The organism is Roseateles sp. GW821-FHT09G03 (genome assembly GCF_059416045.1).
In genome coordinates, this window is record NZ_JBWKOK010000006.1 from 199,195 (window position 1) to 215,446 (window position 16,252).

At 68.5% G+C, this 16,252-nt stretch carries 16 protein-coding genes; 3 read left to right on the plus strand and 13 right to left on the minus strand.

Going from position 1 to position 16,252, the window contains the following annotated elements:
* Positions 1 to 5 precede the first annotated feature (5 nt).
* The 10 genes from gspE to gspG form a co-directional block, all read right to left on the minus strand.
* A complete protein-coding gene (gspE, locus tag AC07OZ_RS21680) occupies positions 6 to 1,439 on the minus strand; it encodes a type II secretion system ATPase GspE (protein WP_495469147.1) in 1,434 nt (477 codons plus the stop codon).
* Positions 1,440 to 1,452: 13 nt separating this feature from the next.
* Positions 1,453 to 3,735, minus strand: a complete 2,283-nt coding sequence (gene gspD, locus AC07OZ_RS21685) for a type II secretion system secretin GspD (protein ID WP_495469148.1) — start codon at positions 3,733 to 3,735, stop codon at positions 1,453 to 1,455.
* A 2-nt stretch (positions 3,736 to 3,737) separates the two neighbouring features.
* Positions 3,738 to 4,631: a type II secretion system protein N gene (gspN, locus tag AC07OZ_RS21690; RefSeq protein WP_495469149.1), complete on the minus strand. Its 894-nt coding sequence runs from the start codon at positions 4,629 to 4,631 to the stop codon at positions 3,738 to 3,740.
* A 3-nt stretch (positions 4,632 to 4,634) separates the two neighbouring features.
* Entirely contained in the window at positions 4,635 to 5,132 is a 498-nt protein-coding gene (locus AC07OZ_RS21695; protein ID WP_495469150.1) for a type II secretion system protein M, read from the minus strand.
* Positions 5,129 to 6,352: a type II secretion system protein GspL gene (gene gspL, locus AC07OZ_RS21700; RefSeq protein ID WP_495469151.1), complete on the minus strand. Its 1,224-nt coding sequence runs from the start codon at positions 6,350 to 6,352 to the stop codon at positions 5,129 to 5,131. Before gspL ends, AC07OZ_RS21695 begins: the two co-directional genes overlap by 4 nt.
* A gap of 156 nt (positions 6,353 to 6,508) precedes the next feature.
* Positions 6,509 to 7,576: a type II secretion system minor pseudopilin GspK gene (gene gspK / locus AC07OZ_RS21705; RefSeq protein ID WP_495469152.1), complete on the minus strand. Its 1,068-nt coding sequence runs from the start codon at positions 7,574 to 7,576 to the stop codon at positions 6,509 to 6,511.
* On the minus strand, positions 7,576 to 8,229 hold the full coding sequence (locus AC07OZ_RS21710; RefSeq protein ID WP_495469153.1) for a PulJ/GspJ family protein: 654 nt from the start codon (positions 8,227 to 8,229) through the stop codon (positions 7,576 to 7,578). Before AC07OZ_RS21710 ends, gspK begins: the two co-directional genes overlap by 1 nt.
* A complete protein-coding gene (gene gspI, locus AC07OZ_RS21715) occupies positions 8,229 to 8,609 on the minus strand; it encodes a type II secretion system minor pseudopilin GspI (RefSeq protein WP_495469154.1) in 381 nt (126 codons plus the stop codon). Before gspI ends, AC07OZ_RS21710 begins: the two co-directional genes overlap by 1 nt.
* Entirely contained in the window at positions 8,606 to 9,088 is a 483-nt protein-coding gene (locus AC07OZ_RS21720) for a prepilin-type N-terminal cleavage/methylation domain-containing protein (RefSeq protein ID WP_495469155.1), read from the minus strand. The genes gspI and AC07OZ_RS21720 overlap by 4 nt, the downstream gene beginning before the upstream one ends.
* 52 nt (positions 9,089 to 9,140) lie before the next feature.
* Positions 9,141 to 9,581 (minus strand): type II secretion system major pseudopilin GspG, encoded by a 441-nt coding sequence (gspG, locus tag AC07OZ_RS21725; protein WP_495469156.1) that lies wholly within the window; start codon positions 9,579 to 9,581, stop codon positions 9,141 to 9,143.
* Here gspG and AC07OZ_RS21730 point away from each other — a divergent pair.
* Positions 9,580 to 10,254: a hypothetical protein gene (locus AC07OZ_RS21730; protein WP_495469157.1), complete on the plus strand. Its 675-nt coding sequence runs from the start codon at positions 9,580 to 9,582 to the stop codon at positions 10,252 to 10,254. The genes gspG and AC07OZ_RS21730 overlap by 2 nt on opposite strands.
* 49 nt (positions 10,255 to 10,303) lie before the next feature.
* Here the strand turns inward: AC07OZ_RS21730 and AC07OZ_RS21735 are convergent, their stop codons facing one another.
* Together AC07OZ_RS21735 and ilvA are read right to left on the minus strand one after the other, a co-directional pair.
* A complete protein-coding gene (locus AC07OZ_RS21735; protein WP_495469158.1) occupies positions 10,304 to 11,422 on the minus strand; it encodes a nicotinate-nucleotide--dimethylbenzimidazole phosphoribosyltransferase in 1,119 nt (372 codons plus the stop codon).
* Between the two features lie 163 nt (positions 11,423 to 11,585).
* The gene (gene ilvA / locus AC07OZ_RS21740; RefSeq protein WP_495469159.1) at positions 11,586 to 13,172 is read right to left on the minus strand and encodes a threonine ammonia-lyase, biosynthetic; all 1,587 of its coding nucleotides are present in this window, start codon (positions 13,170 to 13,172) and stop codon (positions 11,586 to 11,588) included.
* A gap of 454 nt (positions 13,173 to 13,626) precedes the next feature.
* Here ilvA and AC07OZ_RS21745 point away from each other — a divergent pair, with 454 nt between their 5' ends.
* Positions 13,627 to 14,049 carry an OsmC family protein gene (locus AC07OZ_RS21745; RefSeq protein ID WP_495469160.1) on the plus strand — a complete coding sequence of 141 codons (423 nt, stop codon included), beginning with the start codon at positions 13,627 to 13,629 and terminating at the stop codon, positions 14,047 to 14,049.
* A 32-nt stretch (positions 14,050 to 14,081) separates the two neighbouring features.
* On the opposite strand, the gene coq7 is transcribed toward AC07OZ_RS21745, so the two are convergent.
* A complete protein-coding gene (coq7, locus tag AC07OZ_RS21750; protein WP_495469161.1) occupies positions 14,082 to 14,741 on the minus strand; it encodes a 2-polyprenyl-3-methyl-6-methoxy-1,4-benzoquinone monooxygenase in 660 nt (219 codons plus the stop codon).
* A gap of 271 nt (positions 14,742 to 15,012) precedes the next feature.
* On the opposite strand from coq7, the gene AC07OZ_RS21755 reads away from it, so the two are divergent.
* A complete protein-coding gene (locus AC07OZ_RS21755) occupies positions 15,013 to 16,056 on the plus strand; it encodes a porin (protein ID WP_495469162.1) in 1,044 nt (347 codons plus the stop codon).
* Positions 16,057 to 16,252: the final 196 nt, after the last annotated feature.

The following is a 16,252-nucleotide window of genomic DNA, read 5'->3' on the forward strand; positions in this document are numbered from 1 at the left end:
CGCGATCACTCGCGCGTGACCCGCAACACTTCCTCTTCCGACGTGATGCCCGTGGCCACCAGCCGGTCGCCGTCCTCGCGCATCGAGCGCAGGCCGTTCGCGCGCGCCGCCGCCAGCAGCTCGGACTCCGGCGACTGGTTGTGGATCAGGCTGCGGATCGCGTCGTTGCTCACCATCAGTTCGTACACGCCGGTCCGGCCCTTGTAGCCGCTGCTCGAGCAGGCCGGGCAGCCCACCGGGTGGTAACGCACGCCGCCGCCGGGCATCGGCTCCGGCGACTTGCACACCGGGCACAGCTTGCGCACCAGCCGCTGCGCCAGCACGCCCAGCAGCGAGGAGCTCAGCAGGAAGGGCTCCACGCCCATGTCGGTCAGGCGGGTCACCGCACTCACCGCGTCGTTCGTGTGCAGCGTCGCGAGCACCAGGTGACCCGTCAACGAGGCCTGGATCGCGATCTGCGCCGTCTCGTAGTCGCGGATTTCGCCGATCATGATCACGTCCGGATCCTGGCGGAGGATCGCGCGCAGCGCCTTCGCGAAGGTCAGGTCGATCCGCGAGTTCACCTGCGTCTGGCCGATGCCGGGCAGCTCGTATTCGATCGGGTCCTCGACGGTCAGCACGTTCGTCGTCGACGTGTCCACCGTCTGCAGCGCCGCGTACAGCGTCGTCGTCTTGCCCGAGCCCGTCGGACCCGTCACCAGCACGATGCCGTGAGGCTGCTGCACGACGCGCTGGAAGCGTTCCAGCCGCTCGCCGTCCATGCCCAATGCCGAGAGCGTGAAGCGCGATTCGGACTTGTCCAGAAGACGCAGCACCGCGCGCTCGCCGTGCGCGGAGGGGAGCGTGCTCACGCGCACGTCGATCGCCCGGCCGCCGATGCGCAGCGAGATCCGGCCGTCCTGCGGCAGCCGCTTCTCGGCGATGTCGAGCTCCGCCATGATCTTCAGGCGCGAGATCAGCGCCGCATGCAGCGCGCGGTTCGGTCGCACGACCTCGCGCAGCGTGCCGTCGACGCGGAAGCGCACCGAGCTCTCGCGCTCGTAGGGTTCGATGTGGATGTCGCTCGCGCCGTTGTTCGCGGCCTGCGTCAGCAGCGCGTTGAGCATCCGGATGATGGGCGCATCGTCCGCGGCTTCCAGCAGATCCTCGACCGCCGGCAGGTCCTGCATCAGGCGCGACAGGTCGACGGCGTTCTCGACCTCGCCGATCACCAGCGCCGCGTTGTCCTCGCCGCCCGCGTAGGCGGACTGGATGCGCGTCGACAGCTCGGCGACGCTCAGGCATTCGATGCGCGTCGGCGCGTACACGCGCTGCAGCTCGGACAGCACCGGCAGCGTCAGCGCCGGCGAGGCCCACAGCGTGCGCTGCTGACCGTCGTCCTCGATCAGCAGGTGCTGCGCCTTGGCGACGGCGTAGGGAAGGGGATGGCGGCTGGCCATGATCGCTCCGGACTCAGCGGCCTTGCGGCGTGCTCGGCGGGTTGTTCTGCGGCGTGGCCGGTGCGGGCACCGGCGAGGACGCGGGATACACCGGCAGCGGCAGCTGCTGGGGCAGGGTGCCGCCGGGCGTCGACGCGGGCTTCTCCGGCAGCAGCGGGGCACCGGTGTCCGGCAGCACCAGCGTGCTCTTCGGCTGCGATTCCTGCTGGTAGGCGCGGATCGCGTCGTAGCGGTCCATCGTCAGCGCCGCGGCGCTTTCCGGCGTGCGCAGCACCACCGGACGCAGGAAGATCATCAGGTTGGACTTGGTCCGCTTGCGGCTCTGGTTCTTGAACAGGTTGCCGAGGATGGGGATGTCGCCCAGGCCGGGGACCTTGTCCTCGCCGTCGATGTACTCGTCCTTCAGCATGCCGCCGAGCACCAGCACCTGGCCGTCTTCCAGCGTGACCGAGGTCTCGACCGCGCTCTTGTCGAAGGTCGGACCCTGCGTGGCCGAGTTCACCGAGGACACGACGCTGGAGTTCTCCTGGTACGCCTTCATGCGCACCGTGCCGTTCTCGCCGACGGTGGCGCGAACCTTCAGGCGCAGACCGACGTCGCGGCGCTCGAAGGTCTGGAACGGGCTGGTGGTGGTGCCCGAGGTCGTGGTCGAGTTGCCGGTCAGCACCGGCACGTTGCTGCCGATCAGCAGGTCGGCTTCCTCGTTGTCCTGCACGATCAGCGAGGGCGTGGACAGCACGTTGGTGCCGCTCACGGAGCCCAGCACGTTGGCGATGGCGCCCAGCGTGTAGAGGCTGCCGACCTTCTTGATGATGCCGACGTTCAGGCCGGTCGGGATGGTCCCGCTCGAGATCGCGTTGCTGACGCCCGTGGTGCCGCCGGCCGTGGCGGCCGTCAGGTTCAGGATGTTCGAGAAACCGGTGCCGAAGTTGGTGCCGACCGCGCCTTCGCCGAACAGCTGCTGGAACTGCACGCCGAACTGGCCGGCCTTGCTGGCGTCGACCTTCACGATCAGCGCTTCGACATAGACCTGCGCGCGGCGCGTGTCGAGCTGCTCGACGACCGCGCGGATCTGGCGGTACATCGGCTCGGGCGCCGTGATGATCAGCGAGTTGGTCGCCGGGTCGGCCTGCACGAAGCCGCCGGTGCTGACCTGCGCGGTCTGGCTGACCTGCGTGGAAGCGCCACCGCTGCCGCTCGATCCGCTGGAGCCGGAACTCGACGAGCCGCCGCCGAACGACGAGCTGTTGCCCGCGAAGCCGCCCGACTGTCCCGCGCTGCCGGTCTGCGCGCCGGCGAAGCTGCCGGTGCCGCCCTGGCCGCTGTTGGCGCCGCCCGCTCCCGGACCCGCGTTGTTCGTGTACGCCGCGCGCAGCACCGTGGCCAGACGCACCGCGTCCGCGTTCTTCAGGTAGATGACGCGGATGCTGCCGCCGGTGTCGCTGCTGGGCTGGTCGAGCTTGGCGATCATCGCGCGCAGCTGCATCAGCTTGGCCGGATTGGCCGCGCGCACGATCAGCGCGTTGCTGCGCGGATCGGCCATCACGCTGCCGCTGCCGCCACCCGCGCCCTGCACCTGGACGCCCTGCGTCCCGCCGCCGCCGTCCGACAGCCGCTGCACCAGCTGCACGATGTCCGAGGCCACCGCGTTGCGCAGCGGGATCACCTCGATGTCGGTGTTGGACGGCTGGTCCAGCGCCGCCACGATGCGGCTGATGCGCTGCAGGTTGTCGGCGTAATCCGTGATGACCAGGCTGTTGTTGCCCGGGTTCGCATTGATCGTGTTGTTCGGCGTGATCAGCGGACGCAGCACCGCGACCAGGTTGTTCGCGTTCTCATGGCTGAGCTTGAAGATCTGCGTCACGACCTGGTCGCCGCGCGTGCGCGACTCGCCGGAGATCGTCACCGAGCCGGTCTGCAGCTTGGCCTCGGCTTCGGGCACCAGCTTCAGCAGGCCGCCCGCCTCGACCATCGCGAAACCCATGCCGCGCAGCGAGGCGAGGTAGCTCAGGTAGGCCTCCTGCACCGGCACCGGCTGCTCGGCCGTCAGCGTCATCGTGCCCTTGACCCGCGGATCGACCAGGATCGGCTTGCCCAGCGCGGCGGACATCGCGCGCGACACCGCCTCGATGTCGGTGTTGACGAAGTTCAGCGTGACCGGCGTGCTCGCGCGCACGGCCGGCTGTCGGCGGTTCTGCTGCTGATTCGACTGTGCGCCGGCCTGCATCGGCAGGCTGCCCGCGATCAGGGTGATCGCGACGCCCAGCGCCGTCGGTCGCATCATGTGCTTGTTCATGCTCATCCCACCGAGATGATCGAGCGCGCACCTTGGCGGCGCCCGATGATGTTCAACAAATTGGCCAATGCGGCTTCGCTGCCGGGCGCGGCTGTCGCCTCGCCCCGGAATTGCGTCCGCGTCGCGCCCAGGCTCCCCTGGCCGCTCAATTGCAGCGGGCCCTGGATCGTCGTCAGGATCAACTGTGGCGACTCGCTGCCGCCCACGAGCCCCATCCGGTAGCTGCCCAGGGGCGCCACCTGCGCCAGGCGCGACGAGAAGTCGCGCAGCTCGACCTGGGCCATGCCGTTCACCTTGACCGTCTTGCCCTTGCCTTCGAAGACGAAGCCCTGCGCGCTGACGGCGATGACGCCGTCCGGCGCCAGCGTGTTCCAGGGCGTGCCCAGTCCCGCGAGCCAGGCCGCCGGCCAGCGGATCCACGGCTGTTCGGGCGTGGCGTCGGGCAGGCGCACCGTGAGCCGGTCCATGCCGAAGCTCGCCGTCAACGGCGCACCGGGCTTGATGCAGCAGGACTGGTCCAGCGTCAGCCGCACGGCCAGTCCGCCGTCGATCCACGCCGGTCGCAGCGACCAGCCCAGGCGCTGCGGCAGTTCGCTCGCATCGCGGCTGCCTTCGCCCGGACTCAGGATCACGCGCGCACTGCCGTTCCAGAGACTGCCTCGCGCGTCGGCGAGCAGCAGCCGATCATTCGTGGCCGACGCGATCGTCCTGGCCAGCCATGCCGCCGGCGCCCAGACCACGACCGCGGTCAGCAGGCCCAGCACGGCGCCCACGATCGCCCAGCGCATGGCGCCGCGATCGGTGCGGACCAGCGCCACGGCCTTGCCCGGCGCGGCCAGGATCATGAAGGCCGACTGCATGAAAGCCGACTCCATGAAGCGTTGTTGTCGCGACATGGCTCAGTTCCCCGCCGCCGCGGGCAGCGTCACGGTCAGGCGACCGCTGAAGCCCTGCGGACCGTTCTGCAGCTCGGCTTCCTGCGGCCGGGCGCGCGCGCCTTGGCGGGCCTCGCCGATCCACATGGCCAGCGCGCCGCCGGGCACGCCGCGCAGCCGCAACTGCGCCTGCGTGCCGGTGATCGTCAGTTCGGCGGCCGGGCCGAGCCGGGCCGTCGCGGCCCGCAGCGCGGTCATCGACTGCTCGGCCGAGACCGGCACCGCCTGCTTCAACGCCTGCGTCTGCTGCGCCATCGCGCGCATCTGCTGGAGTTCGCGATCCAGCCGGTCGATCTCGCCAGGCGCCTTGCGCAGCGTGGCCCAGGCCGGCGCCAGCGCGATCAGCCAGAGCAGCAGCAGGCCGACGATCGCAGCGGTCACCCGCGCGATCAGGCGTTCGCGCGGCGAGGCGGCCTGCCAGCGGGCCCGGAGGTCCCGTTGCATGGTCGTGAGGGCGTTCATCGGTTGTCGGGTCGCAGGCTGAGTTGGAGCGTGTCGCCGTCCTCGGCGACCCGCAGTGCGGGGTCCTGGCCCAGCCGCTCGCGCAATTGCGAGCGCTGCGGAGGCGTGAGTCCGGCGAGCTGCAGCCGGCCCTGTTCGAAACGGATGTTGGGCAGCGGCGGCTCGCCTGGCGGCCAGACGCGCGCCACGGCGCCCAGCAGGTCCTCGAGGTCGCCGGGGCCGACCTGGCCGGCGCCGCCGCGCAGCGCCTCGGTCTCGCGCAGCATCTGGGCACGGGCGTCACGGACCACGCGGACCTGCGGGAAGGCCTGCCGCAGCAGCGCTTCCTGCTCGGCCTTGCGCGCGTCGATCGCGCGGCCCTGCTGCCACGCCATCGCGTTCAGGCCGATCACCTGCACGGCGATCAGGCCGACGACGCCCCAGCGGAACGGCCGCCAAGAAGGCGACTGCAGGGTCTGCCAGGCCTGGTGGACGCGCTGCCAGCCGCGCCGGCGCGGGGCCAGGTCGAACTGCAGCAGGTTGACCGGCGCCTCGCGGGCGGCCCAGGCGCGCTCCGTGTCGTTGAGGACCTGCACCTTGCGCCCCAGCCACTGCTCGGCCACGGCGGACGCGGCGGGGCTCGCGGTCACGGGCGCGTTGGCCCACCAGTCCTCGCCGAGCCAGCCGCGCAGGCCGCCGCTGTCCAGCGGGAACGTGGCCACGCCGTCGGCGCGCGAAACGCGCAGCCGGGCGCGGTCATCGGGACCTGCATAGACGTAGCCGCCCTCGGCGCCGTCGGCGGCCTGCGGCCACGACATCGGCAGCAGCGACTCCACCAGCAACCCGGCGTCTTCCATCGCCTGCAGATGCGCGCGCAGCGGTTCGCGCGCGGTCACCGCGATCCAGTGCGACCGGCCTTCGGTGCCGGCGCTCTCCATCGTCGCGAGGTGCAGCCGCTCGGGATCCTCGAGCAGATGGTCCTCCATCACGCCGACGATGGCGCCGCGCAACTTTGCGCCCTTGATCTTGGGCAGTTGCGCCGGGAGCCAGCTGACCTGGTCGTCGCCGAGCAGCAGCATCACGCGGTCGGCGGGCGGCATCGCGGCCAGCGCCGCGCGCCGTCCGTGCCCGCGTGCGTGGGCCGGCGCCTGCGCGTCGGTGCTGAACCAGTATTCGTAGTCGTGCGGGGCGTCGCCGCTCTGAGGCGGATTGGCCGGCAGGAGGATGACCAGGGTACTCATGAGATCGCGGATTCTAGGAGGGCTTGCGTGACGGAATGGCGCCGCGCGCCCCCGAGCAAGCCCGTAGTCGCGCCTTTACAAGTGCATGCATCCCGTCCCTCTTCTTTCCAATCGTTTCAAGCGCGTGTGGGCGGCGCGCGACGCCGCCGTCGGCGTTCAAGGCGTGGCCCCGAAGCCGTTGGTCGTTCCCGCCGGCGTGGACTGGCGTTGCAGGCGCTGGCGGTCCATGACGCGGACGTTGGTGCCGTCCCGGAACACCAGCGAACGCTGCGCCAGCACCCGATCGTCCATCCGCATCTGGCCTTCGACGAAGAAGTACGACGACGAGAAAAGCACCATGTCCCGGCGCGTGTCGTCGGCGGGGATCTCCACCAGCAGCGAGCTGAGCCGGTCGTCCCAGGCCGTGAAGGCCTTGCTCTGACGGGCCTGCACGATGCGGGCGGCGACGCCGGCGTCGACGCCGAGGACATCCGCGATGACTTCCTGGGAGGCTGTGTTCAGGTTCAGCGTCGTCTGCGCCTTCGGCAGCAGCACGGCCAAGGTGCTCAGGCGGGCGATCTGCTCGTCATTCAGGCCGAACCAGCGCAACTGCTCGATCCGGACCGGCCGCAGCGGCACGTCGCCCTGCTGCTCCGTGCCCTTGCTGCCCGTGGAGGCGATGAGGCTCTTGCGCACCTGTTCGGCGATGGAGGCGCTCATCCCCGCGCGCTGGAAGATCCGGGTCGCCGCGTTCAGGTTGTCGAGCATCTTCTTGGCGGCCTTGGCATCGGGCGGCTGCCCGGCCGGAGGCTGCGTCGCCTGCGTTTCCAGGTTGCGCAGGTTGTACAGGCCCTGCGCGTCCTCGATGTGGCCGGAGAGGAAGGCGTCCGGGCCGGCATCCTCCGACTTGTTCTCGTCCTGCGACAGGAAGCTCGACAGCCGCGCTTCGGCCAGCGGCACGGCCCACACCTCGCCGAGGTTGTCGCTGTTGTTCGCGGGATTGCGGGCGCCGGACTTGGCGTCCTCGCTCAGGATCAGCCGTGCCCAGTCCAACGCGCCCAGCAGCACCCAGTCCGCCTGGGCGCGACCGCGGTCGGCGGCCTCGATCTGGATCGAGCGGGACTGCCGCCAGAGCATCGCGGCGGACAAGGTCGTCACCAGCACCACGATCAGCAAGGCGGTGAGCAACGCCGCGCCGCGCCGCGACCGCGTCGATGCCGATGAGGGCGGGCGAGCGGGGCGCATCAGCTGCCGCTCTCCACCGCGACTTCACGGATCAGCTCGCCGCGGTAGCCGCTGTCCTCGCCGAACTGCAGCCGCATGCGGACGCCTTCCGGCATGACGGTCGCCGCCGGGGTCTTGTTCGCCGGGTCGGCGCTGGCCGGATCCTTGTCGAGGGAGGACTGCGCGTTGGCCCACGCGCCTTGCTGGAAGAAATACATCTGCCAGCCGACGACGCGATCGAGCCCGGGCAGGTCGCGCATCTCCTTGGCATTGAGCTGCTGGCTGCGGAACCACGCATCCCGCAGCGCGTCGGCGTTGTTCAGGGTCTGCGATTCCCAGCGCGCCAGCCGGCCTTCCTTCAATTGCCAGGCGACCAGTTGCAAGCCCGTCTCGCGCCGGCGTGTGATGCGCAGCGTCGCGCCGTCGAAGGTCAACGCGTCGAACACGTCGCTCTTCTGGACTTCGCGCAGGTCCAACTCCCATTGGCGGATCAGGGTCTGCAGCGTCTCGGCGCGGTCCATCGCGGCCTCGTTGCGCTCGCGGCTGGTCGTCAGCGCCGACACGGCGCGCCACGCCATGACCGACATCACCGCCATCACGACGAGCGCGACGACGACCTCGATCAGCGTGAACCCGCGCGCCGCGCGCCGGGAGGAGCCTGTCGCGCGGCGCATCAGGAGTTGCGTCCCACGATGGTGGTGATCGTCAGCAGCGGCCGGTCCTTGTCGTCGAAGACCTGCGCCTCGACGCGGCGGAAGTTCGGATTCGGCGTGCCGCGCACCGCCATCTTCACGTTGAAGTCGCGGCCCAGTTGCGAGCAGCTGATGCTGTTGTCGCCGATGCTGGGGAAGGACTTGGTCAGGCGCATCTCGGTGAGCTCGTTCTCGGCGCACCACTGCGCCAGCGAGTTGATCGCCAGCCGGTCGGAGTTCGAGGTCATCGCGCCCGCCGCACGCAGCCCGGCGGCCAGGCACAGCGCGACGATCGTCAGCGCCACCAGCACTTCGACGAGCGTGAAGCCACGGGCCCGCCGCGTGTGCATCGAACGTCTCATGTGGCGCCCCTCGCGATCGCGAACGGCCGGAGCCCGTCCGTGGCCAGCGTGATGCGGTGGTCGCCGCGGATCAGCGTCACGCGTTGCGCGCCGATCAGCGGCTCGGGCCCCAGTCGGATCGAGCGTCCGTTGACGCTCGCGCCTTCGATCTCGACGATCGGCGGGTCACCCAGCCAGGGGCGTTCGAGCTCCAGGCGCTTGACCAGCGCGGCCGGCAGACCGGTGAGGCGGTAGCGGCTGGCGTCGTTGTTCGAATCGGGGACCCAGCGCACGTCGAGCGACGCCGCGCGGGCCTCGGAGCGAGCCGTCTCGAGCACGGACGCCAGATGCAGCGCCTCGCGCTCCAGCTGCACGTCGGCGCGGTCCCGCATGGCCACCGCGACGGTGGCGCTGGCGATCGCCACGATCGTGATCGCGACGATCAGCTCGATCAGCGTGAAGCCGCGCTGGAGCAGTCGACCGGACGGACGCGCGCGCACGGCTCGGAGCGGTCGGTGGGGGCGGGAGCGAAGCGCACGGCGGGCCGCGCGCTTATTCCCAGGACCCGATGTCGGCGTCGGAGCCTTCGCCGCCCGGCTTGCCGTCCGCGCCCAGGCTGTAGACGTCGATCTCGCCCTTGAGGCCGGGGTTGTCGTACTGGTACGGATTGCCCCAGGGGTCCTTGGGCAGCTTCTCGATGTAGACCTTCCAGTTCGGCGCCGCGGGGCCGTTGGTGGGCTTGGCCACGAGTGCGCCCAGGCCTTGCTCGCCGCTCGGATAGCGGCCGTTGTCCATCTTGTAGAGCTTGAGCGACTGCATCAGCGTGTTGACATCGGAGCGGGCCGCGGTGCGGCGCGCTTCGGACACGTGGTTCATCACCGCCGGCACGACCACCGCGCCCATGACGGCGACGATGGTGATGGCGACGATCAATTCGATCAGCGTGAAGCCGCGGGCACGGCGCGGAGAGAACTTGGAGAGGGGTCGACGCATGGTGTTGCAATCCTCGTGGAGCCGCCCTTGGTGGCCCATCGCGCTGCATCATAATCGTCGGATGCATGCACGATGGTTAAGCTTCGTAGTCTGGGCGGCGCTGGCGGCGAGCCTCGCTTATTGGGCGTTGACGCTGATGGTGAAGGGACCTCAAGCCCCTGCCATGACGCGTTCGGCGACCGCTGAAAGCGCGCCCGTCGACTGGACCCGGCTGTTCGCTGCCGCGAAGGCGGCGGAGGCGCCGGTCGAAGCGACGTCCTCTCGCTACCAGTTGCTGGGCGTCGTCGCACCGACCGCGGGCGGACGTTATCCCGGCGAAGGCGTCGCGCTCATCGCGATCGCCGGCGCGCCGCCGAAGCCCGTGCGCATGGGCTCTGCCGTCGATGGCGACCTCAGATTGATCGAGATCAACCGCCGCGATGTGGGCCTCGGCACCGGCGATGCGGTGACCGTTCGGCTGAGCCTCGCGCCTGGCGCGCCGGACGCGGTGCTCGCGCCCGCGCCGCAGTTCGCGCCGGGTGGCGGCATGGCGCCGCCGCCGAATTTCCCGCAGATGCAGATGGGGCCGCACGCTGGCGCACCGGGGCCTGACGGCATCGTGCCGCCCACCGCTGTCACCGGTTCGCTGCCGCAAATGCCTCCCGGCGACGGCAGCGGTAACCCGATCAAGTAATTCCAAAGAGGTAGCGCGTCACGCGCCGAACGCGGCGTTCGTTGCGGGGTCAGTACTTGCTACCCAGGGTCGACCGGCCTGAGCCCGAGTGCAACGCGCCTGCATTGCTCGAGCTCGTGTCGCGCAGATCGGACGGACGGCTGTGGATCGCCCCGTCGGGCAGGTCCTGGACCTCCGTCAGCAGCGCCGCCGCGCAACGCACCAGCGGCCATGCCAAGGTCGCGCCGGTGCCGTCCCCGCATTCCATGCCGAGTTCCAGCAGCGCCGCCGCGTGGAACAGCTGCAGCGCCTCGTCGAGTCCGCGATGCGTGGTGCTGCGGCAGAACACCGCGTAGTCGGTGACCGGCGGGGCGATCATGGACGCCACTTTCAACGCCGCGCAAGCGGGGATGCCGTCTACCAGGATCAGTTGGCGCTTCGACGCGGCGACCAGCATCGCCCCGACCATCACGGCCAGCTCGAATCCGCCGAAGGCCGCGAGCACCGCCATCGGTTCCTGCACCTCGCGGTGCCGCTGCTGGGCCCCTTGCAGCACCAGCATCAGGTGGGACAGGTCATCGTGCGGCATGTCGGGGCCGGAGATGATGAAGTCCTGCACCGGCATGTCCATCAGCCGGGACAGCACCAGCGCGGAAGCCTCCAGCGAGCCCTGACCCAGGCCCGCGCACGCGATCACATTGCCGGCCAGGTTGTCGGAGATCTCCATGCCGACGCGCACGCCGGCATGCGCCTGTTCCACTGTCATCGCCGCGCCGGCCCGTGAGTTGCGTGTCCCGTGCGCAATCTTGCGCGCCAGCAGGCGTTGCTGCGGGCTGAGCGGCTCGGCGATGCCGCAGTCGACGACCGTGACATGCATGCCCTGATTGCGTGCGAACACGGTCGACGGCAGGCGATGCTGAAGGGCGAGCAGGGCCTGCTCGCGCGTGCTGCGGCCGTTCGGCAATGCGATGCCGTCCACCGCCAGGCCATGGTCGGCCGCGAACAGCACCAGCGTCGGGTCCCGGAACTTCGGGGTCTGCGTGGCCTGGATCAGACCGAGCCGTATGGCGAGCGGTTCCAGTTCACCCAGCCGGCCGGCCAGCATGCAGCGGCGTTCCAGGCGCTGGCGCAAGGCACGTTCCAGCTCCGGATTGGCGGTCGGCGAGATGAGGGACTGATGAATGGACATGGGGTCTGCCATTCTCGGTCCGCGATCCGGGCGGGCCATCGGCAATTGCCCCTCCCGCCGCGCGTTTGCCCCTTGTCCCGGGGGCAGCTGTTGGTGTCAAGTCGTAACCGCTGTCGTCGACGAGCGCCGATGCGCCCGCGCGGTCACGGGTGCTTGACGCGCGTCAGCGCAGGAAGAGCCGGTACACCGGGTTGTCGGTTTCTTCGGTATAGGGGTAGTTCAACTGGTCGAGGAAGGTCTTGAAGGCCTTGCCGTCGCCCTTCGGAACCTGCAGACCGACGAGGATGCGGCCATAGTCCGCCCCCTGGTTGCGGTAGTGGAACAGGCTGATGTTCCAGTCCGGACTCATGCTGGACAGGAAGCGCATCAGCGCGCCGGGCCGCTCCGGGAAGATGAAGCGGAAGAGGCGCTCGTTCTCCGCGAGTTCAGTCCGCCCACCGACCATGTGGCGGACGTGCTGCTTGGCCAGTTCGTCATCGGTGAGATCGACGGTGGCGAAGCGATGCCGCTCGAAGCTGCGGGCCAGCTTGTCGGCCTCCTCGCGCTTGGTGATGGAGACGCCGACAAAGACGTGCGCCACCTGATGGTCGGAGATGCGGTAGTTGAACTCCGTGACGCTGCGTCCTTGGACCAGCTCGCAGAAGCGCCGGAAGCTGCCGCGTTCCTCCGGGATGGTGACGGCGAACAGCGCTTCGCGCTCCTCGCCGACCTCGGCCCGCTCGGCGACGAAGCGCAACCGGTCGAAGTTCATGTTCGCGCCGCAGGTGATGGCGATGTAGGTCTCGCCCTTGGTTCCCCGCTGCGCCGCGTACTGCTTGATGGCCGCCACGCCAAGCCCGCCGGCCGGCTCCAGGATGCTGCGCGTGTCGACGAAGACGTCCTTGATCGCGGCGCAGACGGCGTCGGTGTCGACTAGGATGTAGTCGTCCACCAGCTCCCGGCAGATGCGGAAGGTTTCCTCGCCGACCAGCTTCACCGCGGTGCCGTCGGAGAACAGTCCCACGTCGGTCAGCGCGATCCGCTTGCCGGCACGCACGGAACGCACCATGGCGTCGGAGTCCTTGGTCTGGACGCCGATGACCTTGATCTCCGGCCGCACGGCCTTGATGTACGCCGCGACCCCCGAGATCAAGCCCCCGCCGCCGATCGCGACGAAGATCGCATCGATGGGCCCCGGGTGCTGACGCAGCAACTCCATGGCGATCGTGCCCTGGCCGGCAATGACGTCGGGATCGTCGAAGGGGTGGACGAAACTCAGGCCGTGCTGCTGCTCCAGCTCCAGCGCGTGGCCGTAGGCGTCGGTGAAGGACTCTCCCGCCAGCACCACCTCGCCGCCCAGCGCCTGGACGGCGTCGATCTTGAGCTTGGGCGTGGTCACCGGCATCACGATCACCGCGCGGCAGCCGAGTTTCTTCGCCGACAGCGCCACCCCCTGGGCATGATTACCCGCCGATGCGCAAATCACCCCGCGCGCCAATTGCTCAGGCGCGAGATTTGCCATCTTGTTATAGGCGCCCCGCAGTTTGAAGCTGAATACCGGCTGCTGATCCTCGCGTTTCAACCAGACTTTGTTGCCGATGCGCTTGGAGAGATTGCGGGCAGCGTCGAGGGAGGTTTCTTGCGCGACCTCATACACCTTGGCGTTAAGAATCCGTTGGAGATAACTCTGGTCGGCCGGGAGTAACGCGGGTTGCCGCGCCGTGAGGCGCGTCGAGGTGGTCTTGCGCGATGCGCGGCGGGTGCCGGCCATGGAAATCCCTCCAGTTCCCCTTCCCGCGCGGACGCGGCGGGAATCGGGCGGATGATGATAGCGAGGGACTGCCCCAGGCGCGGGCGCGCCCCGGCTGGGGAGGCTCGCGCGCTTTCGCCATTGGAGGAGCGAGCCTTGCGTGGCAGAGCGGGCACGCAGGGGCGAAAAAAAGCCCGAGGCTTGTGGCCTCGGGCTGAATCCACCATGGAGGCGGTGGAGGAGACAATCGGTGCGGGGCTGACCCTACAGAGTGGGGTAGCGCTGTCGCATGCCTAGAATTCTAGGGGGATGCATGCTGCGCTGCAATATTTTTTAGGGGGTCTGGCCCTGGAGTCGGGTCTCTAAATGCGCAAAATCACCGCCGGAGTGGGTGGCCACGACGAATGGCTTCCAAAAAATGGGGCCAGATCACTGCCTCGTGGCTCGAACGGCTCATGGAACGAAGGAACGACGAATGGAATGCACGATCAACTGGATGGGCGCCGACGGCATGAGCTTCGTCGCCGAAACGGGCAGCGGCCACATGATCAACATGGACGGCGCGCCGGATGGCGGGGGGCGCAATCTGGCGCCTCGGCCGATGGAGACGGTGCTGGCCGGCACCGGTGGCTGCACCGCCTATGACGTGGTGCTGATTCTGAAGCGCGGTCGCCACGACGTGCGCGGTTGTCAGGTCAAGCTGAGCGCCGATCGCGCCGACACTGATCCGAAAGTCTTCACCAAGATCCACATGCACTTCGTCGTGACGGGCAAGGACCTGCCGCAAGCGAGCGTGGAACGTGCGGTTCAGCTCTCCCACGAGAAGTACTGTTCCGCCAGCATCATGTTGGCCAAGACGGCTGAGATCACCACCTCGGTAGAGATCGTCGAGGCCTGATTCCCACCGATAGGGGGGGAGGTGGGGGTACTCTAAAGATGGTGCGCCGTCCGCGTCATGACCTTGGCGGCGAGGCGCATCAGGCCGCGCACCGGCGCGGGCAGGTCGACGCCGCCGAGCCCGCGGGCCTCCTCCGCGTGGCGCGCCTCCTCTTCCTTCATCTGCGCGACGATTGCCCGCGAGCTGTGATCGCCCGTGGGCAGTCGCTCCAGGTGGCTGGCGAGGTGTGCCTCGACTTGGCGCTCCGTCTCGATGACGAAGCCCAGGCTGACCTTGTCTCCGATCAGTCCGGCGGTGGCACCGATCGCGAAGGCGCCGCCGTACCAGAGCGGATTGAGCAGGCTGGGGCGGTCGTTCAGGGCACGGAGTCGTCCGGCGCACCAGGCGAGGTGGTCGATCTCCTCCTGGGCGGCATGCTCCAGATGCTGGCGCAGTTCCGCGTTGCTCGTGGTCAGGGCCTGGGCACGGTAGAGCGCCTGCGCGCAGACCTCGCCGACATGGTTGACCCGCATCAGCGACGCGGCCAGCTTGCGTTGCGGCTCGTCCAGCGCCTCGTCGGGCGCCCCCGCTTCGGGGGCCGGTCTCGCCATCGGCGCAACGCCCATCAGCGTCTTCAGGCTCTGGTCCAGCGTGGATATCCACGCGTCCGTTCGAGAAAGTATGCGCGCCGGGCGCGAAGGCTGGAATTCCATCTTGAATGCTCGCGGTGGGCATGACGCCCCAGTTTAGAAGCGCTGCGTCAAGTGGTTCGGCGGTGCTGGATGATCCTTTGTGCGAATGCGTGATGACACAATTTTTTAATCCCATACGCGTTGCTTCGACCCAACGAAATCAGGACTTTTACGGGGTGGCTGCTGGTCAGGCGTGATCGGACCTGTTGCAATACACCACAGCTTCATTGCAGGAGCTTGGTTTGCGGGCGATCTACCAACCGCAACCTCATTGAAGATCTAGGAGTCTCTAATGAAGAAATCTCTCGTCGCGCTGGCTGTGCTGGCTGGTTTCGCTGGTGCCGCTGCCGCTCAATCGTCCGTCACGCTCTTCGGCGTGATCGACGTGGCCGCCCGTTACACGAAGGCCAATGGCCAGGACACGAAGCAACTGACGAACGACGGCAGCTCCTCCAGCCGCATCGGCGTCCGTGGCGTCGAAGACCTGGGTGGCGGCCTGAAGGCTGGCTTCTGGCTGGAAGGCGCACTGTCGGCCGATACCGGCACGGCTGACGCCACCCGCTTCTGGGGCCGTCGCGCTTCCGTGAGCCTGATGGGCGACTTTGGTGAAGTCCGTCTGGGCCGTGGCAAGACCTCGACCCGCCTGGTTGTTGACGACTTCGACGTCTACAGCACCACCGGTCTGGGTGACGTGACCCGCACGTACAGCCTGCTGGGTTCGAACATCGACACGATCAACCGTTCGGACAACCTGGTCCAGTACTTCCTGCCGGCCGACCTGGGCGGCGTGTACGGCTCGTTCGACGTGGGCGCTGGCGAAGGCACCGACGGCAAGAAGACCTTCGGCGGCCGTCTGGGCTACAAGGTTGGCGACCTGAACGTGGCCGGCGGCTACCAGTCCACCGACTCGATGCGCTCGAAGTTCAAGCAGTTCTCGCTGGGTGCCAGCTACGACTTCAAGATCGTCAAGGTGCAAGGCCTGTTCTCGCAACTGAAGTTCGCTTCGTTCAAGCAGAACCTGTACACGATCGGCGCCGTGGTGCCGGTGACGGCTGCCGGCTCGGTGACCGCCCAGTACACGAAGGCTGAGACGAACGGCACTGCGGACAATCCGCTGGCCCGCAACCCGAACGGTGCCCTGGCCAACGCGCAAGGCGACGCTCAAGCCTTCACGATCGGCTATCAGCACAACCTGTCGAAGCGCACGGCTCTGTACACGACCGCGTCGATCATCGACAACGACAACTCGAACTTCCGCGTTCAAACCAACGCTGTTGCCGCTGCTCGCGGTGGCAAGTCGGGCGGCCTGGACGTCGGTATCAAGCACAGCTTCTGATCCCCGGATCAGCGCGCTGCGCAACGGAAGCCGCCCCTCGGGGCGGCTTTTTTTCGTCTCAACGTTTGTCCGTAGGCTGTGTGTCGCGCAGGTGCCAGGTCTTGCGTGAGCCGATCAAGCACTGTCGCCGCAACGCACTGTTGTGGATTTTGTAGACAGTATTCGCGGGTTTTCCCTCTGTCTGAGCGTCACAAAC

Excerpts from the sequence above, each read along its gene's own strand:
- gspD (WP_495469148.1), bottom strand. The coding sequence starts at position 3,735 with ATGAACAAGCACATGATGCGACCGACGGCGCTGGGCGTCGCGATCACC.
- AC07OZ_RS21710 (WP_495469153.1), bottom strand. The coding sequence starts at position 8,229 with ATGCGCCGCGCGACAGGCTCCTCCCGGCGCGCGGCGCGCGGGTTCACG.
- AC07OZ_RS21695 (WP_495469150.1), bottom strand. The coding sequence starts at position 5,132 with ATGAACGCCCTCACGACCATGCAACGGGACCTCCGGGCCCGCTGGCAG.
- gspE (WP_495469147.1), bottom strand. The coding sequence starts at position 1,439 with ATGGCCAGCCGCCATCCCCTTCCCTACGCCGTCGCCAAGGCGCAGCAC.
- ilvA (WP_495469159.1), bottom strand. The coding sequence starts at position 13,172 with ATGGCCGGCACCCGCCGCGCATCGCGCAAGACCACCTCGACGCGCCTC.
- AC07OZ_RS21735 (WP_495469158.1), bottom strand. The coding sequence starts at position 11,422 with ATGTCCATTCATCAGTCCCTCATCTCGCCGACCGCCAATCCGGAGCTG.
- gspK (WP_495469152.1), bottom strand. The coding sequence starts at position 7,576 with ATGCGCCCCGCTCGCCCGCCCTCATCGGCATCGACGCGGTCGCGGCGC.
- gspI (WP_495469154.1), bottom strand. The coding sequence starts at position 8,609 with ATGAGACGTTCGATGCACACGCGGCGGGCCCGTGGCTTCACGCTCGTC.
- AC07OZ_RS21745 (WP_495469160.1), top strand. The coding sequence starts at position 13,627 with ATGGAATGCACGATCAACTGGATGGGCGCCGACGGCATGAGCTTCGTC.
- gspL (WP_495469151.1), bottom strand. The coding sequence starts at position 6,352 with ATGAGTACCCTGGTCATCCTCCTGCCGGCCAATCCGCCTCAGAGCGGC.
- coq7 (WP_495469161.1), bottom strand. The coding sequence starts at position 14,741 with ATGGAATTCCAGCCTTCGCGCCCGGCGCGCATACTTTCTCGAACGGAC.
- gspG (WP_495469156.1), bottom strand. The coding sequence starts at position 9,581 with ATGCGTCGACCCCTCTCCAAGTTCTCTCCGCGCCGTGCCCGCGGCTTC.
- AC07OZ_RS21755 (WP_495469162.1), top strand. The coding sequence starts at position 15,013 with ATGAAGAAATCTCTCGTCGCGCTGGCTGTGCTGGCTGGTTTCGCTGGT.
- AC07OZ_RS21730 (WP_495469157.1), top strand. The coding sequence starts at position 9,580 with ATGGTGTTGCAATCCTCGTGGAGCCGCCCTTGGTGGCCCATCGCGCTG.
- gspN (WP_495469149.1), bottom strand. The coding sequence starts at position 4,631 with ATGTCGCGACAACAACGCTTCATGGAGTCGGCTTTCATGCAGTCGGCC.